This window comes from Burkholderia sp. Ed8, from assembly GCF_040761425.1.
GTDB classification, from domain to species: domain Bacteria; phylum Pseudomonadota; class Gammaproteobacteria; order Burkholderiales; family Burkholderiaceae; genus Burkholderia; species Burkholderia seminalis.
In genome coordinates, this window is record NZ_CP142886.1 from 2,952,552 (window position 1) to 2,974,788 (window position 22,237).

The following is a 22,237-nucleotide window of genomic DNA, read 5'->3' on the forward strand; positions in this document are numbered from 1 at the left end:
AGAGTGAAATGAAAGGGCGGGCTCAGTGCGCGTCGGCGAGTTCGGCCTGCGAGCCGGTGGCGAGCGCGATGATCGCTTCCTGCGTGATGGGCGTATGCGTGTGGCCGCCGAGTTCGCCGGCGATCTCGCCCTCGCGCATCACGAGCACGCGGTCCGCGACGCCGATGATTTCCGGCAGCTCGCTCGAGATCACGATCACGCCCACGCCGGCGCGGGCCAGTTCGTTGATGATCCGGTAGATCTCGGATTTCGCGCCGATGTCGACGCCGCGCGTCGGTTCGTCGAGGATCAGCACGCGCGGCTTCGTCTCGAGCAGCCGCGACAGCAGCACCTTCTGCTGGTTGCCGCCCGACAGCGCGCCAACGTTGACGTTCGCGTGCGGGACACGGATCGACAACGACGCGATCGCGTCGCGTGCGCGTTCGGCGCCGCGTGCGAGGTCGAGCGCGCCGAGCCGTGCGTCGCGGTTGCACACCGAAATGTTGATGTTGTCGCGCACGCTCATGTCGAGGAACAGGCCCTGGCGCTTGCGGTCCTCGGTCAGGTAGACGAGGCCCGCGTCGATCGCGTCGCGCGGCGAGTGCGCGCCGAACGTGCGTTCGCCCAGCTTCACGTCGCCGCGCACGCGTGGTTCGGCGCCGAAGATCAGCCGCGCGAGCTCGGTGCGGCCCGCGCCGACGAGGCCCGCGATGCCGAGCACTTCGCCGGCGTGCAGGTCGAGGCTGCAGCCGCGCACGCGCGTGTCGTCGGCGATGTCGCGGACCGACAGCAGCAGGTGGCCGGGGTCGTACGGCGCATGTTCCTTCTTGTAGAAGCCGGAGATGTCGCGGCCGACCATCATCGCGACGAGCCGCTCGGCCGACAGCGATGCGCGTTCGAGCGTGCCGACGTATGCGCCGTCGCGCAGCACCGACACGCGATCGGACAGTTCGTAGATCTCCGCCATCCGGTGGCTGATGTAGATGATCGCGAGGCCTTCCTCGCGCAACTGGCGGATCAGGCTGAACAGGTGTTCCGTTTCGCGCGACGACAGCGGCGTCGTCGGCTCGTCCATCACGAGGATGCGGGCACGCGTATGCACCGCACGCGCGATTTCGACGAGCTGCTGTTCGGCGATCGACAGCGTGTCGACGAGCGTGTCGGGGCCGAACGGCGCACCCAGGCGCGCGAGCACGTCCTGGCAGCCGCGCGCCATCGCCGCGCGGTCGATCGTGCCCCAGCGCCGGTTGCCGCGCCGCAGTTCGCGGCCGATGTAGATGTTTTCCGCGACGGTCAGGTTCGGCGACAGGCACAGCTCCTGGTAGATCACCGCGACACCCGCATCGCGTGCGGCGAGCGGGCCGTCGATCTCGATGCGTTCGCCGTCGATCAGGATTTCGCCGCCGGCGTCGGCGCGGTAGGCGCCGGACAGGATCTTCATCAGCGTCGATTTGCCCGCGCCGTTCTCGCCCATCAGCGAGTGGATCTCGCCGGGATAGACGGTCAGGCTGACCTTGTCGAGCGCGCGTACGGCCGGGAACGTCTTGCTGATCCCGCGCATCTCGAGCAACGGACGGGGCGACTCAGAACGCGACATGGTGGACCTCCTGCGAGTCGGTGCGGGCGCCCTTGAGGATGCCGGCCCGCGGGGAGAAGTTGAAGAACATCGGCAGCGTGGCGGCGCCGATCGCGCCGGCGTCCGCGCCGAACGTGCCGCGCACGAGCGTCGGCGTGCCGCGTGCTTCGGGGGCGGTCGCGACCAGCGCCGAGCGCAGGCGCGTCGTGACTGCGTCGAGCAGGCCCGCGTCGGTGTCGGCGTCGAGTACGACGACCGGCGCGTCGACCACGCACAGCACCGCGCGCAACGCCGGTGCGAGCGCGTCGACGCAGTCGTCGATCCACTCGTCGACGGCCGGCAGGCCGCGGGCGATGCACGCTTCGAGATCGGCGCGGTTCTCGACCGTCTCGCCGTGATGGCGCAGGTGACGCACGAGCGCGTGCAGCGACGCGCGCGCGAGCAGGATGTCCCACGCGCCGCGCGGCGGCGGTGCGGAGGCGAGCCGGCTCGGCAGTACCGGAATCACCGCGATGTCGCCTGCATTGCCGGTCACGCCGCGCAGACAGTCGCCGTCGATCGCGATGCCGCCGCCGATCGCCGGCCCGATGAACAGGTAGACGAAGTCGTCGCACTGCCGGCCGTAGCCGTAGAACAGCTCGGCGATCGCGGCCGCGTTGCCGTCGTTTTCGCCGAACACGGGCAGCGCCAGCATGCGGCCGAGGTCGGCCGCGAAATCGACGTCTTCCCACGCACGGAACGTGTCGGGCGCGAGGCCGAGCTCGCGCATCCACGCGCCGAGGTTGTAGGGTTGCGCGACGCCGACGCCGGTCAGGCGCGCGCGTTCATGGTCGGGGAGCAGGGCCTGCATCGCGTCGATGTCGCGACGCACGATCTCGAGCACGTCGGCGGGGGGCGGCAGCAGCGTGTCGTGCGAGCGGCGGCCGAGCACGTCGCCGGCGAAGTTGACCAGCGCGGTCTCGATGCGCATCCGGTCCAGATGGACGCCGATGCCGAACGCGCCGCGCGGGTCGAGACGGATCAACGAGGCCGGCTGGCCGCGCTGGCCCTCGGTGCGGCCCGCGAATTCGATCAGCTTGGAGTCGGCGAGCGATTCGATGATGCTGCCGACCGCCGTGCCCGTCATGTTCGCGAGACGGGCGAGGTCGGCCTTCGACGCGCTGCCCACGCGGCGCAGCGTCTTCAGCAGCAGGCGCTCGTTGTAACGGCGCACGTTGGCCGAGTTGCTTCCCTGGCCGATGTGCGGGCTTCTCATGGCGTCTCCTTCCATGGTGCACCGTGTGGCGGTGCATTAAATAAATCACGTTGATTTATTTAACCGCGTGCGCGCCGACATGTCAGCCTAGGGAAATCCCGGTCGGGTGGTGGGGTGGGAGCGCTTCGTGTCGGCGCGGGGAATCGGGGATGGATCGTGAATGCCCTCAAATCGGGAAATTTGGAATTCGTCTGATGGACCGGGATGCGGCTGCGCGTCACGATTGCTCGCGGGATGGCGGGTCGCCGCAATCCGCGCGAGGCAAAGCCCGACGGTGCCTGCTGGCACGGTCCGGTATCGTTCATTGGACATCCGGCACGGCGCGATCGGGAGGGCGCCGTGCCTTTTCCGGGAGAAACCCATGCAACCTGCGACGCGGCCTTCGGTGTCGCTGCTTGATCCTTATTCCGGCAGCGAGCCGCTGCCGCTTTACACGACGACGGTGGTCGTGACCGGCGGCGAGGCGGCGCACGGCCGATCGTCCGGGCACGCACGCGCGGCAACCGGCGAACTCGATCTGTCGTTGCGTTTGCCGGTGGAGTTGGGCGGTGTGGGTGGCGGGACGAATCCGGAGCAGTTGTTTGCCGCTGGGTTTGCCGCATGTTTTCACGGCGCGCTGACGCTGGTCGCGATGAAGCGCAGGGTTCGCTTGCCGGCGGACCTCGCCGTCTCGGCCCGCGTGACGTTTCAGCGCGATCCGTCGGACGGCTTGTTCGAACTGGAACTGGATGTCGAGGTCGGCATGCCGGGCGTCGATCCCGATGACGCGCGTGCGCTGGTCGCGGAAACCGAAGCGATATGTCCGTATGCGAAGATGGCGAGAGACGGCATCCGGCACGCGGTGCGTGTGATCGGGGCGAGGTAAGTCGCGATTCCGGAGCTTGGAATGAAAAAAGGCCGGCTGGAAGCCGACCTTTTTTATAAATCAAGTGGTGCCCAGGAGAGGACTCGGTCACACGGGCGCGACGCCGGCTGCGCTTGCAAGCGCAGCCCTTCGAGTCCTCGCGCAAAGCGCGCAGGCGCTTTGCTTCCTGGGCTGAAAATGAAAAAGGCCGGCTAGAAGCCGACCTTTTTATAAATCAAGTGGTGCCCAGGAGAGGACTCGAACCTCCACGATGTTGCCACCGCTAGGACCTGAACCTAGTGCGTCTACCAATTCCGCCACCTGGGCACGTTTCGCTTTTTGTTGCGAAGCGAAGACCGCAATTATAGCGTGGCCGGAATCGTTGTCAACAGTTTCCTGCAAAGTATCTTCATTGGCACGATCCGGCAGCGCGTGACGATGGCTCGCACGTTGTTTCGTCCACGGAAGAGGGGGCAGCCATACACATGAACCAAGAGGCCCGAGCCGGCATTTTGTGTTACTGTCTCGGTAACGTTTTTTGTCCCTGCCAACAAGGAGTGCTTCATGTCTGAAATCGCAGTCGTTTTTCATAGCGGTTATGGCCACGCGGCCGTCATTGCGGACGCGGTCGCGCGCGGTGTCGAGAAAGTCGACGGTGCATCGGTCAAGCTGATTCCGGTCGATACGATCGATGAACACTGGGCGTATCTGGAGTGTGATGCCGACGCGATCATCTTCGGTTCGCCGACTTACATGGGCAGCGCATCCGCCCAGTTCAAGGGCTTCATGGATGCGTCGTCGAAGTATTGGGGAAAGTGGCGGGACAAGCTGGCGGCGGGGTTCACGGTGTCGGCTTCGCAAAGCGGCGACAAGCTGTCGACGTTGCAGCAGCTCGCCGTGTTTGCGGCCCAGCATCAGATGCTGTGGGTCAGCCTCGGTCTGATGCCCGGTAACAATAGCAGCACGGGGTCCGTCAACGATCTGAACCGGCTCGGCTCGTTTCTCGGCGCGATGGCGCAGGCGAATGCGGACCAGAGCGGCGACGCGATTCTCGAGAGTGACCGCAAGACGGCTGAAGTGCTGGGCGAGCGCGTTGCGATTGCGGCGAAGCGCTGGAGCGGTGCCTGATCTGCGTCGAACGCCTGAGATTGCCGCGGCCGGTGTGCGCGACGCCGGCTGCGCTTGCAAGCGCAGCCCTTCGAGTCCTCGCGCAAAGCGCGCAGGCGCTTTGCTTCCTGGGCTGAAAATGAAAAAGGCCGGCTAGAAGCCGACCTTTTTATAAATCAAGTGGTGCCCAGGAGAGGACTCGAACCTCCACGATGTTGCCACCGCTAGGACCTGAACCTAGTGCGTCTACCAATTCCGCCACCTGGGCACGTTTCGCTTGCTGCAGTGCGAAGACCGCTATTCTAGCGTGTGGCCGGAGTCTGTCAACAGAATTTCATCCGAAGTGATAAAAATATTGGCCGCTTGCGCGGCAGGGCTTCACGCGCCGACCGGCTCCGCACGCTTTGCCGCGAAATTCCAGCGCAGCGCCTGTCCCGTATCGACGCGGGCGGGCAGCAGTCCCGCCGCGAGGAAGGTGTCGGCGATCTTCTGTTGTTCGCTGAAGTTTTGCGCGACCACGGTGCGGACGAGATAGCTGCGCCGCGCGTTTGCGCGCGCGATCGTTGCCGCGTCGAGCCCCCAGATCGGCGCGAGTGTGTTCGCGGCGTCCTGCGGGTGGTCACGCAGCCACGTGCCGGCCTGCGACAGCTGGTCGAACAGGACCTGGACGACGTCGGGTCGAGCGGTCGCGAAACTGCTCGAGGCAAGGTAGTAGCGCTGGTACGATGCGAGCCCCTCGCCGTCGGCGAGAATCCGCACGTCGGGATTCCGGTCGACCGATGCGACATAGGGATCCCACGTGATCCATGCATCCACGCTGCCGCGCTCGAACGCCGCGCGCCCATCCGCAGGCGTCAGGTAGTGGATCGCTGTATCGGCGGGCGCGAGCTTCGCGCGTGCGAGCGCCGCGAGCAGCAGGTAGTGGCTGCCGGCCGCCTTCGTGACCGCGATGCGTTTGCCCTTGAGATCGGCGAGCGTGTGCAGCGCGCTGTCCTGCTTCACGACGATCGCCTGCGCTTTCGGCGAAGGTGCTTCCTGCGCGACGTACACGAAACGCGCATGGGCTGCCTGCGCGAAGACCGGAACCGTGTCGGCCACGTCGGCGCTGAAATCGACGGCGCCGACGTTGAGCGCTTCGGTCAGCGGCAATCCGCTCGCGAATTCATGCCACGACACGCGCAGGCCGAGCGGTGTCAGCGCCTGCTCGAGCGTGCCGCGTGTCTTCAGTAGCGTGATGAGCGTCGAAGATTTCTGGTAGCCGATGCGCAGCGTCGCGGGCGTGTTCTCGGCGCGGGCCCTGACGCCCGCGACAGTGAGGCCGGCGGCCAGCATCGCGCGCGCGAATGCGCGGCGGTTCATCGACGTCATGAATCGTGCTCCTCGTTGGATGCATTGAAAGCAAGGCGGCTAACGTAGCAACGGGGAGGGCGATTGATAAGCGATAAATTCTGCTATCGATCGGAATGGCCGACATAAGGGCCGACGGCAGTCGCCGCGATGCGGGTGCCGAAATGAAAAAAGGCCGGCTAGAAGCCGACCTTTTTTATAAATCAAGTGGTGCCCAGGAGAGGACTCGGTCACACGGGCGCGACCCCGGCTGCGCTTGCAAGCGCAGCCCTTCGAGTCCTCGCGCAAAGCGCGCAGGCGCTTTGCTTCCTGGGCTGAAAATGAAAAAGGCCGGCTAGAAGCCGACCTTTTCTATAAATCAAGTGGTGCCCAGGAGAGGACTCGAACCTCCACGATGTTGCCACCGCTAGGACCTGAACCTAGTGCGTCTACCAATTCCGCCACCTGGGCACGTTTTGCAGTGAGCTGCTTGCTGCAAAGAAGCAAAATTATAGCGCCCCAATTATTCGTGTCAACACTTTTTTGCGATGCATCGCAAACCGGCTGCTGTCGCGCCCGCTCGCGGCATTCCCGTCATTTGGCGACTCAGGCGGGTGATAGAATGACCCGCCGCCGTCAATATAGAACTGTCTGACGGACACCTCTATGTTGATGCCGTGCACCATCAGTCAACGCAACGAGAACAATCATCGACAAACCCTTGAGCAAATATCCGTACCCCATTCCGAGCCGTGAAGAAATTCTCGGCGTGCTGCGTACGAGCGACGCGCCGCTGGCTGCCAACGACATCGCCGAGGCCCTGTCGATCAAGCGTCAGGAGCGCGAGGGGTTCTTCCGGCGTGTCGCCGCGATGGAGCGCGACGGCCAGATCCGCCTCGACAAGCGCGGCCATTACCAGTTGACCCATCCGTCGAACTTCGTCGCCGGGCGCGTGCAGGGGCATCGCGACGGCTACGGGTTCGTGATCCGCGACGACGGCCAGGACGATCTGTTCCTGCCGAACGGCGAAATGCAGAAGGTGATGCACAACGACCGCGTGCTCGCGCGGATCGTCGGCTACGATCGCCGGGGCCGCCCGGAAGGGCATGTCGTCGAAGTCACCGAACGCGCGAACAAGCGCGTGATCGGCCGCCTGCTCAACGAGAACGGTGCGCTGATCGTCGCGCCGGAAGACAAGCGCATCGGCCACGACATCCTGATCACGCAGAACGTGAAGAAGGCGAAGGTCGGGCAGGTCGTCGTCGTCGAGCTGACCGATTTCCCGAGCCGTCATTCGCAGCCGCTCGGCCGTGTCGTCGAAGTGCTCGGCGACATCGACGATCCGGGCATGGAAATCGAAATCGCGGTGCGCAAGTACGGCGTGCCGCACGAATTCAGCCAGCCGGCGCTCGACGAAGCCGCCGCGTTGCCGGACAAGGTCCGGCCGGGCGACCTGCGTTTCCGCGTCGACCTGCGCGACGTGCCGCTCGTGACGATCGACGGCGAGGACGCCCGCGACTTCGACGACGCCGTGTACTGCGAGCCGGTCAAGGTCGGCCGTGGCGACGGCTTCCGGCTGATCGTCGCGATCGCCGACGTGTCGCACTACGTCCAGCCGGGCACGGGCCTCGACGCCGATGCGCTCGAGCGCAGCACGTCGGTCTATTTCCCGCGCCGCGTGATCCCGATGCTGCCGGAGAAGCTGTCGAACGGCCTGTGCTCGCTGAATCCGCACGTCGACCGCTGCGTGCTCGCGTGCGACATGGTGATCACCGCGCGCGGCGAGATCAAGGCCTACCAGTTCTATCCGGCCGTGATCCATTCGGCTGCACGCCTCACGTACACCGAGGTCGCGGCCGTGCTGTCGAACACGAAGGGGCCGGAGGCCGCGCGCCGCGCCGACCTGTTGCCGCACCTGCAGGATCTGTACGGCGTCTACAAGTCGCTGTTCGCCGCACGCCAGAAACGCGGTGCGATCGACTTCGACACGACCGAGACCTACATCGTCTGCAACTCGCAGGGCAAGATCGAGCAGATCGTGCCGCGCCAGCGCAACGACGCACACAAGCTGATCGAGGAATGCATGCTGGCCGCGAACGTCTGTGCGGCCGACTTCCTGAAGCGCAACAAGCATCCGGGCCTGTACCGCGTGCATGCGGGGCCGACGCCGGAGAAGCTCGAGAACCTGCGTGCCTTCCTGCGCGGCATGGGCCTGTCGCTCGGTGGCGGCGACAAGCCGCATGCGAGCGACTACGCGGCGCTGATGGCGCAGATCCGCGACCGGCCCGATGCGCAGATGCTGCAGCCGATGCTGCTGCGCTCGATGCAACAGGCCGTCTACAGCCCGGACAACATCGGCCACTTCGGCCTCGCCTACGACGCGTACGCGCACTTCACGAGCCCGATCCGCCGTTATCCGGACTTGCTCACGCACCGTGCGATCTACGCGATCCTGTCGGGCAAGAAGTACGTGCCGAAGGCGCCGGACGGCTTCGAGCTGAACACCGCGCTGTCGCCGCGCGCGCGCGCCATGCAGCAGGCCGACGACGAATCGCGCGGCCGCTCGCGCTCGAACACGGCGATCTGGGAAGAACTCGGCCTGCACTGCTCGGCGAACGAACGTCGTGCGGACGAAGCGTCGCGCGACGTCGAGGCATGGCTCAAGTGCTACTTCATGCGCGACAAGCTCGGCGAGGAGTACGGCGGGATGGTGAACGGCGTCACGTCGTTCGGCATCTTCGTGCAGCTCGACACGCTGTTCATCGAAGGGCTCGTGCACGTCACGGAACTCGGCTCGGACTACTTCCAGTACGACGAGATCAAGAACGAGCTGCGCGGCGAGCGGACGGGCATCCGCTATCGCCTGTCGGATCGCGTGCGCGTCCAGGTGAGCCGCGTCGATCTCGACGCGCGCAAGATCGACTTCCGCCTCGTGCGCGATACGCCGGTGAAGGCGCCGCGTCCGTCGCCTGCGCCGGCTGCCGCCGGTGCCGATCGCAACGGCAACGGTCCGCGCGTGCGCGCGCTGCCGCCGTCGGAAGAGTCGGCGCCGCGTCGCAAGCAGGCCGCGAGCGCGCCGAGCGTCGCGGTGAAGGACGCGCGCGCCGCGCGTGCCGCCGCGAAGAAGAAGGGCGGTGGTGGGAGCGGTGCGCCCGCGAAGCCGACCGCGAAGAAGACTCGCGCCCGCAAGAAGTATTGAGCGTTCGGGGCGTCGCAAGCGCACGCTCCGCAGTATCGAGAGACGCCGCGTCACCGGTCATCGGCCGGCAACGCGGCGCTTTCCTTTTCCATGGATCGCGGCTGCGCGTGTCGCGCGGCCGCACGTTTGATCGAAGGTTGTTCCAGTCATGTCACGTCTGAAGGTTCTTTACGGTTTTCATGCGGTGACCGCACGTTTGCGGCACGATGCATCGACGGTTGCGGAGGTGCTGTACGACCAGACGCGCCGCGACCGCCGCATGCAGGACTTCCTGCACGCCGCGAAGGAAGCGGGCGTGCGATTGATTGCAGCCGACGAAACGCGCCTGTGGGGCCTCGCGCACACCGAGCGCCACCAGGGCGTTGTCGCGCGGGTCGAGGACATGCCGCTTGCGCAGAACCTGTCGGAGTTGCTCGACGGCATCCAGGGTCCCGCGCTGCTGCTCGTGCTCGACGGCGTCACCGATCCGCACAACCTCGGCGCGTGCCTGCGTGTCGCCGATTCGGCCGGCGCGCATGCGGTGATCGCCCCGCGCGACCGCGCAGTCGGCCTGAACGCGACGGCGGCCAAGGTGGCGAGCGGCGCGGCCGACACGGTGCCGTACATCACGGTGACGAACCTCGCCCGCGCGCTGCGCGAGCTGAAGGAAGCCGGCGTGTGGATCATCGGCACGTCGGACGAGGCGCCGGCGACGCTCTACGAGACCAAGCTCGACGGCCCCGTCGCGCTCGTGATGGGCGCCGAAGGCGAAGGCATGCGCCGGCTTACGCGCGACACCTGCGACGAAGTGATGAGCATCCCGATGGCCGGCAGCGTGGAAAGCCTGAACGTGTCGGTCGCGAGCGGCGTGTGCCTGTACGAGGCCGTGCGCCAGCGGCGCGCGAAGGGCTGACGCCCGCCCGTCCCGCGCGAGCCGCGCGGGGCTTCGAATGACCCGAACGACGCGTGCCGTGATGGGGTGCGGCACGCGGCTCTCCGGAACCCGCGACCGATGACCCTGCTCCGTGTTGGCGCCTCCTGCGCCGTGCTGTGCCTGCTGGCGGCCTGCACGTCGCCGTCGCTCGTCGAACGCGGGACCTACTACGCCGACACGAGCCTGCATGCGCGCGGCGCCGATTCGCGGATTCGCTTTCTCGTGATGCACTACACCGAAAGCGACGAGGCGAAGTCGTTGCGCACGCTGACGGGCGATTCGGTCAGCGTGCATTACGTCGTCCCGCCGCAGCCGCGCATCGAGCGCGGGATGCCCGTCGTCTATCAGCTCGTGCCGGAAGCGCAGCGTGCCTGGCACGCGGGCGTGAGTGAATGGCAAGGCACGACCGAGCTGAACGCGGTGTCGATCGGCATCGAGAACGTGAACCGCGGCCCGCTCGATCCGCAGAATCGCACCTGGCAGCCGTATCCCCCCGAGCAGGTCGTCGCATTGATCGACCTGTCGAAGGACATCGTCGCGCGCTACGGCATTCCGCCGACACGCGTGGTCGGGCACAGCGACATCGCGCCGCAACGCAAGATCGATCCGGGGCCGCTGTTCCCGTGGCATGCGCTGGCGCAGGCCGGTGTCGGCGCGTGGCCGGACGAGGCGACCGTGGCCGCGCGGCTCGGCGGCCGCGACCCGCGCGCGCCGGTCGACGTGCGTGAACTGCAGCTCAAGCTCGCACGCTACGGCTACGACGTGCCGACCGACGGAATGCTCGATGTGCGCACGCGGCGCGTGTTCGCCGCGTTCCAGATGCATTTCCGCCCGTCCGACTATGCGGGCAATCCGGACGCCGAAACCGACGCGATCGCACAGGCGTTGCTCGACAAGTACTTCCCCGGCACGCAGCCGGCGGATAACGCCCCCGCGTCCGGCGCACCGTGAACACGCGGCGCGTCGCACGCCGAAAAACACGGGCCGTCCCCCGACTCCGGTAAACTGGCGGTTTTTCGCAATCCCGCAGCATTACCACGCCATGACTCAAGACGAACTCAAACGCCTCGTCGGCCAGGCCGCCGCCGACTACGTGATCCAGAACGTGCCGGAAGGCGCCGTGATCGGCGTCGGCACCGGCTCGACCGCCAACTGCTTCATCGACGCGCTCGCCGTCGTCAAGTCGCGCTATCGCGGCGCCGTATCGAGCTCGGTCGCGACGACCGAGCGCCTGAAAGCGCACGGCATCAAGGTGTTCGACCTGAACGAGGTCGACTCGCTGCAGGTGTACGTCGACGGCGCCGACGAGATCGACGCGAGCGGCGCGATGATCAAGGGCGGTGGCGGCGCGCTGACGCGCGAGAAGATCGTCGCGTCGGTGGCCGACACGTTCGTCTGCATCGCGGACGGCAGCAAGCGCGTGCCGGTGCTCGGCGCGTTCCCGCTCCCGATCGAGGTCGTGCCGATGGCGCGCACGGCGATCGGCCGGCGCGTCGCCGCGCTCGGCGGCGTGCCCGTGCTGCGCGTGACGAAGGACGGCGCACCGTACATCACCGACAACGGCAACGAGATCATCGACGTGAAGGGGCTGCAGATCGCCGATCCGCGCGGTTTCGAAGCGCAGGTGAATGCATGGCCGGGCGTCGTGACGGTCGGCCTGTTCGCCGGGCGCGGCGCGAATCTGTGCTTGCTTGGCACGGAAAACGGCGTTGAAACGATCGTTTATCCGGCTGGCTGAACCTGAATGAGAAGCAGTCCGTAACGGCGTTGTCGATCATTAATGGACTGAAGGTTTAAATCTTGTGGAAATCGGGGCCCGGCAAGCGCAGCGCGCTTCCCGGGCTTTTTTTTTAGCCGTATAAATCACCTCGTCAAAAAAGAGGGATAACCCTGTCAGGTGTTTACCAGATAGCGGAATATCGTCGAACTCATCAACTTATAGATCATAAGAACAGTGGTAACCAGGGCCGGCGGAACTGCGGAGCAGGTGTTCGCAAATCGACGCACGGGGAGGTGTCATGGAGCAGGGCAAAGACCGGTCACTGGTCGCCAAAGTGATGGATGGGCTTGTCTCGGGTATCGTCGAGGACAAGTATGGCGGCATCTTGCCGCCGCAAGACGTGCTGTCGAAAGAGTTCGATGTGAGTCGTACGGTGATGCGGGAAGCATTGTCGATGTTGCTTGCGCGCGACATGCTCGACGTGCGCCCGAAAGTCGGCACGCGGGTGCGCCCGATGCGCGACTGGCGCATGATCGACGAAGACGTCGTGAGCTGGCGATTTCGGGCGAAACCCGACCCGCAATTCATGCGCGACGTCATCGAGTTTCGGATGTTGATCGAGCCACGCGCGACCGCGCAGGCGGCGGTGCGTGCGACGGCGACCGACATCGCGGGCATTCGCGAAGCGTTCGATGCGTTCAAGGTGCTGCAGCCGGGGGATCCCGGCTACGACACGGCGGACGAGTTGCTGCATACGCGGATCGTCCAGGCCAGCGGCAACCAGTTCTTCCAGCAGATGGCGGCGATCGTGCGCGGTGCGGTGCGCCTCGTGAACCCGCGCGTCGTGCAGAAGGAAGGGGCGCACGAGATCGCGGTGAAGGCGCATGCGCGCGTCGTCGATGCGATCGAGCGGCGCGACCCGCGCGAAGCCGAGGCGGCGTCGCTCGCGCTGATCGATTTCAGCGCCGACGAAATTTCGCGCGATTTCTCGGTCGACGTGCCCGTGCGCGCCTGACGTTGCGCGTGTCGCTCATCCGTGTGCCGCCGGGCCGTTTATCATGACGGCCGGCCGGCAGCGTGCCGGCTACCGTCATACGACCGACACGGAAGATCAGGATGAACGACAACGACCATCGCCCGGTGCGCTTCGGCATCGTCGGCGTGGGCAGCATTGCGCGCCGCTTTGCGCAAAGCCTCGCGCACGTGCCGGGTGCCACGCTCGCCGGTGCCTGGGCTCGCCGCGCCGACGCCGCGGCCGCCTTTTGCGGGACTTGCGGCGGTACGCCTGCCGCGAGCCTCGACGCGCTCCTCGCGAGCGATATCGACGCGGTCTACATCGCGACGCTCCATGACAGTCATGCGCAGTACGCGCTGGCCGCGCTGGCCGCCGGCAAGGCCGTGCTGTGCGAAAAGCCCGCGACGCTGAACGCGGCGCAGCTCGACACCGTGCTGCAGGCGGCAAGCGAGGCCGGGCGGCTGTTCATGGAAGCGATGAAGCCGCCGTTCTTTCCGCTGTACCGTCAATTGCGCGCGCATCTGCGCAACGACCCGATCGGCGAGATCCGGCTCGTCCGGGCAGGATGCGCATCGTCGTCGGTGCCGGACGACCACTCCGTCTACCGCCTCGATCGCGCGGGCGGTGCGCTGCTCGACATCGGGATCTACGAGGCGTTTCTCGCGGTCGACTGGCTCGGGGCGGCGCTCGACGTGCAGACGCTCGGCCGCGTCGGCGCGACGAGCGTCGACCTGTTCGCGAGCCTGAACAGCGTGCATGCGAACGGCGGGATCGCCCAGCTCTTTTGCGGACTCGACGTGATGGGGCGCGGCGACGCGCTGATCGCCGCGGCCGGCGGCCACGTGACGATTCACGAGAAGTGGTGGAACCCGGCGCGCGCGACGATTTGCTATGCGGACGGGCGTACCGTCGAACTCGACGCGCCGGCCGAGGGCGGCGGGTTGAACTACGAGACCGCGCATTTCTGCGACCTGCTGCGCGCGGGCGAAACGGAAAGCCCGATCATGACGCACGACCATTCGCGGCGGATGATCGCGATGACCGATGCGGCGCGCGCCGCGCTCGGCGTGCGCTATTCGGGCGAGTAAGCGGTAAGGAGAGGGGGCGGGGCGCGCATGCGCACCCCGGCGGGAGTGCGTGCGCTCAGTGCCGCGACGGCAGCGACAGGCGCTTTTCGTACCAGCGCTGCACCCATTCGAGGATCTGGCACAGGATCCAGTACACGGCCGCGGCGGCGAGGTAGAGCGGCAGCGGCTGATAGGTCGCCGCGATCACTTCCTGCGCGCTGCGCAGCAGTTCGGTCACGGTGATCACGGAGACGAGCGACGTGTCCTTGATCAGGCTGATCAGGCTGTTCGACAGGCTCGGCACCGCGATGCGCAGCGCCTGCGGGCCGATCACGTAGCGCAGCGTCTGCCCCCACGACAGCCCGAGGCTGTACGCGGCGAGCCATTGGCCGCGCGCGATCCCGTTGATGGCGCCGCGCATGCTTTCGGACATGTAAGCCGCGACGTTCGCGGACAGCGCAATGACGCCGGCCGGCGTCGGGTCGAGCGAGATGCCGAGGCTCGGCAGCCCGTAGTAGATGACGAAGATCTGCACGAGCAGCGGCGTGCCGCGCATCAGGCTCACATACCCGCGCGCGAGCCACGCGAGCGCGTTGACCCAGACGCGTTCGAAGCCGTCGAGCGCTTCGCTTTGCCGGATGCCCATCATCGCGAGCACGACGGCGCCAAGCAGGCCGAACACCATCGACAGCACGGCGAACTTGACGGTCAGGACGGCGCCCTGGGCGAGCACCGGCAGCGATTGGACGAGCAGGGACGTTGTCGACATGGAGTACGAATCGAATGCGTGCGCGAAAGCGCAATCATAAACCGGACGCATAAAACAAAGGGCGGCATCGTGACGGATGCCGCCCTTTCCGGCCCGCCGTCAGGCGGGACATGCAGGCGTGCTTACTTGATCGGTTTGGTCACGTCGATGCCGAACCACTTGTCCGAGATCTTCGTGAACGTGCCGTCGGCCTCGAGTTGCGTCATCGCGTCGTCGATCGCCTTCTGGAACTTCGGGTTGCCCTTCTTGAACGGGATGCCCGACGGGTTCGCCGAGCCGACGTTCGCGCCCGGGCGCAGCGGCAGCTGCGCGTTCTTCGTCAGGTACGCGAGCATCAGGCGGTCGTTGAGCGCCGCGTCGAGGCGGCCGGCGGCGAGGTCGCGCAGGTACTCGGGCGCGCCCGGGTACGTCTTCACGTCGATGCCGGGCACCGACTTCGCCATGTCCATGTAGTTGGTGCCGAGCGCGACGCCGAGCTTCTTGCCCTTCAGGTCGTCCAGCGACTTGAACTCGCGCGTGTCGTCCTTGCGCTGGATCAGCTGCGCGGACGAGAACGTGTACGCCGGCGAGAAGTCGAGCGTTTCCTTGCGCTTGTCGGTGATGCCGACCTGGTTGGCGATCACGTCGAACTTGCCGGCCTGCAGGCCCGCGATGATGCCGCTCCATTCGGTCGTCACGAATTCGGCCTTCACGCCGAGCTTCGCGGCGACGGCCTTCGCGATGTCGACGTCGAAGCCGACGAGTTCGCCTTGCGGGTTCTTCGAGTTGAACGGGGGGAACGTGCCTTCGAGGCCGACGCGCAGTGTGCCGCGCTGTTTGACCTGGTCGAGGAGGTCGGCCGCGTGCGCGGTCGCGGCGGCGAACGACGTGCCGACCAGGCCGGCAACCAGCAGCTTCTTCAGCAGCGAAAATTTCATCGTGTGTGTCCTTGCCCTGTCCGGGTCAATGATTCTGATAGTGAGGCCGATGATAGCAAAAACGCTATCGATCATTAAATATAGTTTGTTTATGTCTATATTACGCGGTGCGCTCGCGGGCGATCGCCTTCACGCATTCCGACACGAGCGCCGGGCCGCGATAGATGAAGCCCGTGTAAAGCTGGACGAGCGCCGCGCCGGCCGCGAGCTTCGCGCGGGCGTCCTCGCCCGAGAAAATGCCGCCGACGCCGATGATCGGCACGTCGTTGCCGACTTCCGCGTGCAGCTTGCGGATCACTTCGTTCGACGCGTCGAACACGGGGCGGCCCGACAGGCCGCCGGCTTCGTCCGCATGCGGCAGGCCCTGGACGGCCGCGCGCGACAGCGTCGTGTTGGTGGCGATGACCGCTTCGATCTTGTGGCGCAACAGCGTGTCGCCGATTTCCTTGACCTGTTCGTCGTCGAGATCGGGGGCGATCTTCAGCGCGAGCGGCACGAGCTTGCCGTGCAGGTCGGCGAGGCGCTGCTGCTTGTCCTTCAGCGCGGCGAGCAGTGCGTCGAGTTCGCCGGCGCCCTGCAGCTGGCGCAGGTTCTTCGTGTTCGGCGACGAAATGTTGATCGTCACGTAGCTCGCGAACGGGTATACGCGCTCGAGGCAGTACAGGTAGTCCTCGGCGGCGCGCTCGATCGGCGTGTCGGCGTTCTTGCCGATGTTCAGGCCGAGAATGCCGCGATAGCGGGCGGCCTGGACGTTCTTCACGAACTGGTCGACGCCATGGTTGTTGAAGCCCATCCGGTTGATCAGCGCTTCGGCTTGCGGCAGGCGGAACATCCGTGGGCGCGGGTTGCCCGGCTGCGCGCGCGGCGTGACCGTGCCGACCTCGATGAAGCCGAAGCCGAGCGCCGCGAGGCCGTCGATGGCCGCGCCGTCCTTGTCGAGGCCGGCCGCGAGGCCGACCGGGTTGCGGAACGTGAGCCCCATCACGGTGCGCGGTGCGTCGGGCACGCGGGCCGACAGCGCGCAGGCGAGGCCCGTGCGGCCGGCCGCGCCGAGCGCGCGCAGCGTGAGGTGGTGAGCATCTTCCGCATCCATTTTGAACAGGGATGCGCGGGCCAGCGGATAGAGGGAACTGAACACGGGAATGGGGCGGGCAGCCGGAATGAATGACAACCCGCTATTTTACCGGGAGTTGCGCGGCAGGGGCGTGCTTCGCTTCGTAGCCCCCGCCGCGTGCGTCAACCCGAGCCGGAATGCCCGCCCGGCAACGGCGCGCGGGCCAGCGCCGCGTCGACGGGCGGCAGGTCGATCCGTTCCGGATCGAGCGTCTTCCAGCGGCCGTCGATCAGCCCCTCGAGCGGGTGGAAGTTCGCCTTGTACGCCATCTTCGGGCTCTCGCGGATCCAGTAGCCGAGGTACACGTACGGCAGGTCGAGGCTCTTCGCCTGCTCGATCTGCCACAGGATGTTGTAGGTGCCGTAGCTCGTATGCCGGTCGTCGGGCTCGAAGAATGTGTAAACCGACGACAGCCCGTCGCCGAGGATGTCGATCATGCTGACCATGCGCAGCTTGCCGGGTTCGCCGCCCGGCGCGTCGAGGTCGCGGAATTCGACGAGGCGCGAGTTGATCCGGCTCTGCAGCAGGAACTGCTCGTACTGGTCGCGGCTGTCGCGATCCATGCCGCCGCCCGCGTGGCGCGCGGACTGGTAGCGCATGTAGAGCGCGTAGTGCTCTTCGTCGTAGTGCAGCGGCGAAACCGTCGCGATCAGCGCGCGGTGGCGCTTCCACATCCTGCGCTGCGTGCGCGACGGCGCGAACGCGCCCACGGGGACGCGCACCGGCACGCATGCGCGGCAGCCGTCGCAGTACGGGCGATACGTGAACACGCCCGACCGGCGGAAGCCGGCCTTCACGAGTTCGGTGTAGATGTCGGAATTGATCAGGTGGCTCGGCGTCGCGACTTGCGAGCGCGCGATGCGACCGTCCAGATAGCTGCACGGATAGGGCGCCGTTGCATAGAATTGCAGCGCCGAAAGCGGTGAAAGCGGCAGCTCAGTCGGGTGAGTCATGGGCAGCTCTCGATGCAGGGAAGGAGTGCCGCGCTAGCGCTCGATCCCGGAGGGCGCCGCCTTCTCGGCGGAGCCCGTCAGCGCGGCGAGCACGCGCTTGTCGAACTGCCACGGAATCGGCGGTTCGGCCACCGCGCTGCGCACGTGAGCGACAAACGCCTTGCGTGCGATCTCGCGGCCGCCGAGCGACGCTAGATGCGACGTATTCTGCTGGCAGTCTATCATCTCCAGCCCCTGCTCGCGAAGGTGCGCGATGAGCGCGGCCAGCGCGATTTTCGACGCGTCGGTCACGTCCGCATACATCGACTCGCCGAAAAACATCCGCCCGAACGACACGCCGTACAGGCCGCCGACGCGGCGTCCGTCGTGCCACGTCTCGATGCTGTGCGCGTTGCCGGAGCGGTAGAGCGACGTATACGCGTCGATGATCTCGGCCGTGATCCACGTGCCGCGCTGCCCGCGCCGCGGCGCCTGCGCACAGGCGCGCATCACGCCCGGAAAGTCGTGGTCGACCCGCACTTCCCATTCGGGATCGCGCAGCACGCGCTTCAGCGTCTTGCGCAGCGACGGCGACACCTTGAATTCGGCCGGCACGAGGATCATGCGCGGATCGGGGCTCCACCACAGCACGGGCTGGCCGTCCGAGTACCACGGGAAAATGCCGCGCAGGTACGCCTCGATGAGGCGCGACGGCAGCAGGTCTGCGCTCGCGGCCAGCAGCCCGGGCGCGCCGGTCGCGGGGCCGAGCGCGCGCTCGATGGGCGGAAACGGATCGTCCGGGCCGAGCCAGGGGACCATGGGGCGCGGGCTCAGCCGTTGCGCAGCGAGCGGAAGATGTCGCCGGTGTGCACGCCGTAATCACCGGCGGCGCGATCGGCGAAGAAGAAACGCAGGGTCTGGCTGACGGTCGGGAACGCGATCTCGTCCCACGGAATGTCGGCTTCGTCGAACAGCTTCACTTCGAGGCTTTCCTCGCCGGCTTCGAACCCCGGATCGGTGAGCCGCGCGAGGTAGAACAGGTGGACCTGGTGCACGTGCGGCACATTGAGCAGCGTGAACAGGTTCTGTACCTCGACGCGTGCGCCGGCTTCCTCGAGCGTTTCGCGCGCGGCGGCTTCGGCCGTCGTTTCGCCCATTTCCATGAAGCCTGCCGGCAGCGTCCAGAATCCGTAGCGCGGTTCGATCGCGCGGCGACACAGCAGGATCTGGTCGCCCCAGACCGGGACCGTGCCGACGACGTTGCGCGGATTCTGGTAGTGGATCGTGCCGCAGTGATCGCAGACGAAGCGCTCGCGGTTGTCGCCCGGAGGAATGCGCGCGATGACTTCGTGACCGCAGACGGAGCAGAATTTCATGTCGAGTGGAAGGGACGAGGTGATGCGAGTGTATCACCGGGGCACGCCATTCCAGAACGCCTGCGCATGCGGGCGGCATGTCGCGCGAAGCGGAGGTGCGCGTGCGCGAAAAGGGTGCCGTGCCCGGGCGCGGAAAAACAAAAAGCCCGGCGCGAGGCCGGGCTTTTTGCGGAATGCTGGACGGGTTGGTTGCGGGGGTAGGATTTGAACCTACGACCTTCGGGTTATGAGCCCGACGAGCTGCCAGACTGCTCCACCCCGCGTCCGTCGAAGAAATGAATTATAAGGAGTTACCCGAGGGCATGCAAGCACTTTCTGACAATCGCGTGTCGCGTCTCGTAGGGACGGTACGTGGAGCGCGTGCGCTAGAATCGAGCGGTTTGTGTCGTCATCCCGGCAGCAGGGCCGTGCGCGATCGCGTCGGCGCCGTTGCGGCTCCCTTTACTGTATCGACGGATTCATGGACATCGCTCACGATCTGCAATCGATCGGCGCGCAGGAACAGGCGCTCGTGTTTCCCCATTTCGATCCCGCGCGCGCATGGGCGCTCGGCAACCGGATGCATGCGCTCGCGACGACGCGCGGCCATGCGATCGCGATCGACATCGTCACGTTCGGCCAGCCGCTGTTCTACGCGGCGCTCGCCGGCGCGACGCCCGACAACGCCGACTGGGTGCGCCGCAAGCGCAACGTCGTCGCGCATTTCCGCCGCAGCTCGTACGCGATCGGCCTGCGCCTGCAGCAGGCCGGCGCCACGCTCGCGGACAAGCACGGGCTGCCGATCGCCGAATATGCGCCGCACGGCGGCTCGTTCCCGCTGACCGTCGCCGGCGCCGGCGTGATCGGCTCGATCACCGCGTCAGGGCTGCCGCAGCGCGCGGATCACGAGTTCGTCGTCGAGGCGCTGTGCGCGGAGCTCGGCCACGACTACGCCGTGCTGGCCCTCGCCAGGAGCTGAGCGATGCAACTGCCCGGTTATGCATGGCTCGCGATCGCGATCGTCGCGGAAGTGGTCGGCACGTCCGCGTTGCGCGCGGCGGACGGCTTCACGCGCTTCTGGCCGTCGGCGCTCGTCGTCGCCGGTTACGGCATCGCGTTCTACTGTCTGTCGCTCACGTTGCGCACGATGCCCGTCGGCATCATCTATGCAGTCTGGTCGGGCGCCGGCATCGTGCTGATCACGCTCGTCGCGATGCTGCTCTATCGTCAGGTGCCTGACCTGCCGGCGGTGATCGGCCTCGGGCTGATCATCTCGGGCGTCGTGGTACTGAACCTGTTCTCGAAGATGCAGGCGCACTGACCGTGCGACTGCCGTTTGCCGGATGACTTCCATGACCGATTCCACTTCCGCCGTTGCTACCGCCGAATCCGCCCGGCCCGACGTCCACGCGTATGTCGCGAACCGCATCGGCTTTCTCGAGCTGAACCGGCCGAAGGCGCTGAATGCGCTGTCGGTCGGCATGATCCGGCTGATGCAGCAGGCACTCGACGCGTGGCGCAACGATCCCGAAGTCGTCGCCGTCGTCGTGCACAGCCCGCACCCGCGCGCGTTCTGCGCGGGCGGCGACGTGCGTTTCTTCCACGACGCATGGCAGCGCGGCGACCGCGACGCGGTCGACACGTTCTTCATCGAGGAATACACGCTGAACCATGCGATCTTCACGTATCCGAAGCCGTACATCGCATTGATGCATGGTGTCGTGATGGGCGGCGGCATGGGTATTTCGCAGGCCGCGCGGCATACGGGCGGCCTGCGCGTCGTGACCGACTCGACCAAGATGGCGATGCCGGAAACGCGCATCGGCCTGTTCCCGGACGTCGGGATGAGCTGGTTTCTCGCGCGCACGCCCGGCGCGATCGGCCGTTATCTCGCCGTGACCGGTGCGGCGCTCGGCGCGGCCGACGCGCTGTACGCGCAACTCGCCGACGTCTATCTGCCCGATGCCGCGCTGCCGGCACTGCTCGATACGCTGCGCAGCGCGCCGATCGACAGCGGTGCGCGGGCGGTGGCTTGTGTCGCCGAGGCAGCGGCCGCGCACAAGGTCGTGCCGACGCCCGACACGTCGGCGCTGGCCGATGCGCGCGCCGGGATCGACCGGCATTTCGCGCAGCCCGACGTCAACGCGATCCTCGCATCGCTCGACGCCGAGCAGGATTGCGCGGCTGTCGACGGTTGGGTCGAAAAGGCGACCCATGCGATGCGCGAACAGCTGTCTCCGCTGTCGATGGCCGTGTCGCTCGAGGTCGTCGAACGCGCACGCGGCGCGACGATGGCCGATTGCCTGCGGCGCGATCTCGATCTCACGCGTTCGACGTTCGCGCGCGGCGACGTGATCGAGGGCGTGCGCGCGCTGATCGTCGACAAGGATCACCGGCCGGCCTGGCGCTTCAAGTCGGCCGCCGATGTCGATCGCGCCGACGTGCTCGCGATGTTCGACAGCCCGTGGGCGCCGGACACGCATCCGCTGCGGAATCTGCAGGACTGACGTCGGTCCGGCCGGCACGCTAGACAGAAACGAAAAGGCCGCCTGCGGATGCAGGCGGCCTTTTTTGCGGAGGGCGATCGAAGGGCATCGCGCCCGAGCGTGCGTTATTCGTCGCCCGCGTCGTCGGACATGAACGCGCGCATGAACACGAGCGCGCCGAAGCCCCACACCGCGTTCGCCGCGAAGCCGGCCGCGAGCACGGGCATCATGTTGCCCGACGGCCAGATGCCGCGCAGCGGATCGATCGCGAACACGCGGGCGGCCGTCAGCACGATGCCGCCGAATATGAGCGCACCGATCCACGATGCCTCGCGTTCCGGCGATACGCGCAGCAGCCACGCCATCGGAATGGCGCAGCATGCGCTGATCAGCGCATTCGCGACAAATTCAGGAATGCCGAGCGGCGCGAACGGCTGCGTCGAGAAGCCGGTTGCGGCGATCAGGTCGGCGGTGTGAAGGAGCGCGAGCGTCGCCTCGCGGAAGAACAGGGCGGCCAGGAAGCCGGACAGGAATGGCAGGATGACTTTCTGCATCGATGAGTGCACCGCAGGCGCGCACGGCCGGGGCCGGGCGCGCGGAGTTATTCGGATAGGTGCGCCATTATAGGGCCCGTCCGCGGCGATATTCGCTCCAGCGTCGTGC

Annotated in this window: 21 protein-coding genes and 4 tRNA genes; 11 read left to right on the forward strand and 14 right to left on the reverse strand. The window is 66.6% G+C overall.

Translation table 11 applies throughout. The features are described 5' to 3' along the window. Positions 1-22 precede the first annotated feature (22 nt). Entirely contained in the window at positions 23-1,576 is a 1,554-nt protein-coding gene (locus VXM69_RS27465) for a sugar ABC transporter ATP-binding protein (RefSeq protein WP_034190106.1), read from the reverse strand. Further along, entirely contained in the window at positions 1,563-2,810 is a 1,248-nt protein-coding gene (locus VXM69_RS27470) for an ROK family protein (protein WP_034190170.1), read from the reverse strand. The genes VXM69_RS27465 and VXM69_RS27470 overlap by 14 nt, the downstream gene beginning before the upstream one ends. Before the next feature lie 361 nt (positions 2,811-3,171). Here VXM69_RS27470 and VXM69_RS27475 point away from each other — a divergent pair, with 361 nt between their 5' ends. Continuing rightward, the gene (locus VXM69_RS27475) at positions 3,172-3,675 is read left to right on the forward strand and encodes an Ohr family peroxiredoxin (RefSeq protein ID WP_367189550.1); all 504 of its coding nucleotides are present in this window, start codon (positions 3,172-3,174) and stop codon (positions 3,673-3,675) included. A gap of 219 nt (positions 3,676-3,894) precedes the next feature. On the opposite strand, the gene VXM69_RS27480 is transcribed toward VXM69_RS27475, so the two are convergent. Continuing rightward, a tRNA-Leu gene (locus VXM69_RS27480) sits at positions 3,895-3,981 on the reverse strand. A 237-nt stretch (positions 3,982-4,218) separates the two neighbouring features. Between VXM69_RS27480 and VXM69_RS27485 the strand changes: the two genes are divergently transcribed. Next, on the forward strand, positions 4,219-4,782 hold the full coding sequence (locus tag VXM69_RS27485) for a flavodoxin family protein (protein ID WP_367189551.1): 564 nt from the start codon (positions 4,219-4,221) through the stop codon (positions 4,780-4,782). A 160-nt stretch (positions 4,783-4,942) separates the two neighbouring features. Here VXM69_RS27485 and VXM69_RS27490 read toward each other — a convergent pair. The 3 genes from VXM69_RS27490 to VXM69_RS27500 all read right to left on the reverse strand — a co-directional run bounded on the left by VXM69_RS27490 (position 4,943) and on the right by VXM69_RS27500 (position 6,558). Continuing rightward, a tRNA-Leu gene (locus VXM69_RS27490) sits at positions 4,943-5,029 on the reverse strand. 110 nt (positions 5,030-5,139) lie between these two features. Then, a complete protein-coding gene (locus tag VXM69_RS27495; protein WP_049030927.1) occupies positions 5,140-6,129 on the reverse strand; it encodes an aliphatic sulfonate ABC transporter substrate-binding protein in 990 nt (329 codons plus the stop codon). 342 nt (positions 6,130-6,471) lie between these two features. After that, positions 6,472-6,558 (reverse strand) — tRNA-Leu (locus VXM69_RS27500). A gap of 250 nt (positions 6,559-6,808) precedes the next feature. Between VXM69_RS27500 and rnr the strand changes: the two genes are divergently transcribed. From rnr to VXM69_RS27530, 6 genes are all read left to right on the forward strand, one after another. Beyond that, positions 6,809-9,286, forward strand: a complete 2,478-nt coding sequence (rnr, locus tag VXM69_RS27505; RefSeq protein ID WP_034187001.1) for a ribonuclease R — start codon at positions 6,809-6,811, stop codon at positions 9,284-9,286. Positions 9,287-9,434: 148 nt separating this feature from the next. Next, the gene (gene rlmB, locus VXM69_RS27510; protein ID WP_034187000.1) at positions 9,435-10,178 is read left to right on the forward strand and encodes a 23S rRNA (guanosine(2251)-2'-O)-methyltransferase RlmB; all 744 of its coding nucleotides are present in this window, start codon (positions 9,435-9,437) and stop codon (positions 10,176-10,178) included. Between the two features lie 99 nt (positions 10,179-10,277). Next, positions 10,278-11,150, forward strand: coding sequence for an N-acetylmuramoyl-L-alanine amidase (locus VXM69_RS27515; RefSeq protein ID WP_367189552.1), 873 nt, complete (start codon positions 10,278-10,280; stop codon positions 11,148-11,150). Positions 11,151-11,241: 91 nt separating this feature from the next. Continuing rightward, entirely contained in the window at positions 11,242-11,937 is a 696-nt protein-coding gene (rpiA, locus tag VXM69_RS27520; RefSeq protein WP_034186998.1) for a ribose-5-phosphate isomerase RpiA, read from the forward strand. A gap of 280 nt (positions 11,938-12,217) precedes the next feature. Continuing rightward, the gene (locus tag VXM69_RS27525; protein WP_049032024.1) at positions 12,218-12,934 is read left to right on the forward strand and encodes a FadR/GntR family transcriptional regulator; all 717 of its coding nucleotides are present in this window, start codon (positions 12,218-12,220) and stop codon (positions 12,932-12,934) included. Between the two features lie 101 nt (positions 12,935-13,035). Beyond that, positions 13,036-14,022 (forward strand): Gfo/Idh/MocA family protein, encoded by a 987-nt coding sequence (locus VXM69_RS27530; protein WP_367189553.1) that lies wholly within the window; start codon positions 13,036-13,038, stop codon positions 14,020-14,022. 55 nt (positions 14,023-14,077) lie between these two features. On the opposite strand, the gene VXM69_RS27535 is transcribed toward VXM69_RS27530, so the two are convergent. The 7 genes from VXM69_RS27535 to VXM69_RS27565 all read right to left on the reverse strand — a co-directional run bounded on the left by VXM69_RS27535 (position 14,078) and on the right by VXM69_RS27565 (position 19,372). Next, positions 14,078-14,770, reverse strand: a complete 693-nt coding sequence (locus tag VXM69_RS27535; protein ID WP_034186995.1) for an amino acid ABC transporter permease — start codon at positions 14,768-14,770, stop codon at positions 14,078-14,080. A gap of 122 nt (positions 14,771-14,892) precedes the next feature. Further along, positions 14,893-15,687, reverse strand: a complete 795-nt coding sequence (locus tag VXM69_RS27540; RefSeq protein WP_034186994.1) for a cystine ABC transporter substrate-binding protein — start codon at positions 15,685-15,687, stop codon at positions 14,893-14,895. Between the two features lie 100 nt (positions 15,688-15,787). Beyond that, positions 15,788-16,825 (reverse strand): quinone-dependent dihydroorotate dehydrogenase, encoded by a 1,038-nt coding sequence (locus VXM69_RS27545; RefSeq protein WP_059234588.1) that lies wholly within the window; start codon positions 16,823-16,825, stop codon positions 15,788-15,790. Between the two features lie 98 nt (positions 16,826-16,923). Further along, positions 16,924-17,754: an arginyltransferase gene (locus tag VXM69_RS27550; RefSeq protein ID WP_034186992.1), complete on the reverse strand. Its 831-nt coding sequence runs from the start codon at positions 17,752-17,754 to the stop codon at positions 16,924-16,926. Between the two features lie 33 nt (positions 17,755-17,787). Then, positions 17,788-18,552, reverse strand: coding sequence for a leucyl/phenylalanyl-tRNA--protein transferase (gene aat / locus VXM69_RS27555; RefSeq protein ID WP_034186991.1), 765 nt, complete (start codon positions 18,550-18,552; stop codon positions 17,788-17,790). Between the two features lie 11 nt (positions 18,553-18,563). After that, positions 18,564-19,109, reverse strand: a complete 546-nt coding sequence (locus VXM69_RS27560) for an NUDIX hydrolase (protein ID WP_021161562.1) — start codon at positions 19,107-19,109, stop codon at positions 18,564-18,566. 186 nt (positions 19,110-19,295) lie between these two features. Continuing rightward, positions 19,296-19,372 (reverse strand) — tRNA-Met (locus VXM69_RS27565). A gap of 197 nt (positions 19,373-19,569) precedes the next feature. Here VXM69_RS27565 and VXM69_RS27570 point away from each other — a divergent pair. The 3 genes from VXM69_RS27570 to VXM69_RS27580 are packed head-to-tail and all read left to right on the forward strand — an operon-like array spanning position 19,570 to position 21,595. Beyond that, the gene (locus VXM69_RS27570; RefSeq protein WP_049036200.1) at positions 19,570-20,067 is read left to right on the forward strand and encodes a heme-degrading domain-containing protein; all 498 of its coding nucleotides are present in this window, start codon (positions 19,570-19,572) and stop codon (positions 20,065-20,067) included. A 3-nt stretch (positions 20,068-20,070) separates the two neighbouring features. Beyond that, positions 20,071-20,409 carry a multidrug efflux SMR transporter gene (locus VXM69_RS27575; protein ID WP_034186989.1) on the forward strand — a complete coding sequence of 113 codons (339 nt, stop codon included), beginning with the start codon at positions 20,071-20,073 and terminating at the stop codon, positions 20,407-20,409. 31 nt (positions 20,410-20,440) lie between these two features. Beyond that, positions 20,441-21,595, forward strand: a complete 1,155-nt coding sequence (locus tag VXM69_RS27580) for an enoyl-CoA hydratase/isomerase family protein (RefSeq protein WP_059557795.1) — start codon at positions 20,441-20,443, stop codon at positions 21,593-21,595. Between the two features lie 104 nt (positions 21,596-21,699). Here VXM69_RS27580 and VXM69_RS27585 read toward each other — a convergent pair whose 3' ends face one another. After that, a complete protein-coding gene (locus VXM69_RS27585) occupies positions 21,700-22,128 on the reverse strand; it encodes a hypothetical protein (RefSeq protein ID WP_034186987.1) in 429 nt (142 codons plus the stop codon). Between the last annotated feature and the right edge of the window lie 109 nt (positions 22,129-22,237).

Excerpts from the sequence above, each read along its gene's own strand:
- VXM69_RS27470 (WP_034190170.1), bottom strand. The coding sequence starts at position 2,810 with ATGAGAAGCCCGCACATCGGCCAGGGAAGCAACTCGGCCAACGTGCGC.
- VXM69_RS27465 (WP_034190106.1), bottom strand. The coding sequence starts at position 1,576 with ATGTCGCGTTCTGAGTCGCCCCGTCCGTTGCTCGAGATGCGCGGGATC.
- VXM69_RS27560 (WP_021161562.1), bottom strand. The coding sequence starts at position 19,109 with ATGAAATTCTGCTCCGTCTGCGGTCACGAAGTCATCGCGCGCATTCCT.
- VXM69_RS27495 (WP_049030927.1), bottom strand. The coding sequence starts at position 6,129 with ATGACGTCGATGAACCGCCGCGCATTCGCGCGCGCGATGCTGGCCGCC.
- VXM69_RS27535 (WP_034186995.1), bottom strand. The coding sequence starts at position 14,770 with ATGTCGACAACGTCCCTGCTCGTCCAATCGCTGCCGGTGCTCGCCCAG.
- VXM69_RS27485 (WP_367189551.1), top strand. The coding sequence starts at position 4,219 with ATGTCTGAAATCGCAGTCGTTTTTCATAGCGGTTATGGCCACGCGGCC.
- VXM69_RS27585 (WP_034186987.1), bottom strand. The coding sequence starts at position 22,128 with ATGCAGAAAGTCATCCTGCCATTCCTGTCCGGCTTCCTGGCCGCCCTG.
- VXM69_RS27550 (WP_034186992.1), bottom strand. The coding sequence starts at position 17,754 with ATGACTCACCCGACTGAGCTGCCGCTTTCACCGCTTTCGGCGCTGCAA.
- VXM69_RS27580 (WP_059557795.1), top strand. The coding sequence starts at position 20,441 with ATGACCGATTCCACTTCCGCCGTTGCTACCGCCGAATCCGCCCGGCCC.
- VXM69_RS27515 (WP_367189552.1), top strand. The coding sequence starts at position 10,278 with ATGACCCTGCTCCGTGTTGGCGCCTCCTGCGCCGTGCTGTGCCTGCTG.
- VXM69_RS27540 (WP_034186994.1), bottom strand. The coding sequence starts at position 15,687 with ATGAAATTTTCGCTGCTGAAGAAGCTGCTGGTTGCCGGCCTGGTCGGC.
- VXM69_RS27575 (WP_034186989.1), top strand. The coding sequence starts at position 20,071 with ATGCAACTGCCCGGTTATGCATGGCTCGCGATCGCGATCGTCGCGGAA.
- rlmB (WP_034187000.1), top strand. The coding sequence starts at position 9,435 with ATGTCACGTCTGAAGGTTCTTTACGGTTTTCATGCGGTGACCGCACGT.
- rpiA (WP_034186998.1), top strand. The coding sequence starts at position 11,242 with ATGACTCAAGACGAACTCAAACGCCTCGTCGGCCAGGCCGCCGCCGAC.
- aat (WP_034186991.1), bottom strand. The coding sequence starts at position 18,552 with ATGGTCCCCTGGCTCGGCCCGGACGATCCGTTTCCGCCCATCGAGCGC.
- VXM69_RS27475 (WP_367189550.1), top strand. The coding sequence starts at position 3,172 with ATGCAACCTGCGACGCGGCCTTCGGTGTCGCTGCTTGATCCTTATTCC.
- VXM69_RS27530 (WP_367189553.1), top strand. The coding sequence starts at position 13,036 with ATGAACGACAACGACCATCGCCCGGTGCGCTTCGGCATCGTCGGCGTG.
- VXM69_RS27525 (WP_049032024.1), top strand. The coding sequence starts at position 12,218 with ATGGAGCAGGGCAAAGACCGGTCACTGGTCGCCAAAGTGATGGATGGG.
- VXM69_RS27570 (WP_049036200.1), top strand. The coding sequence starts at position 19,570 with ATGGACATCGCTCACGATCTGCAATCGATCGGCGCGCAGGAACAGGCG.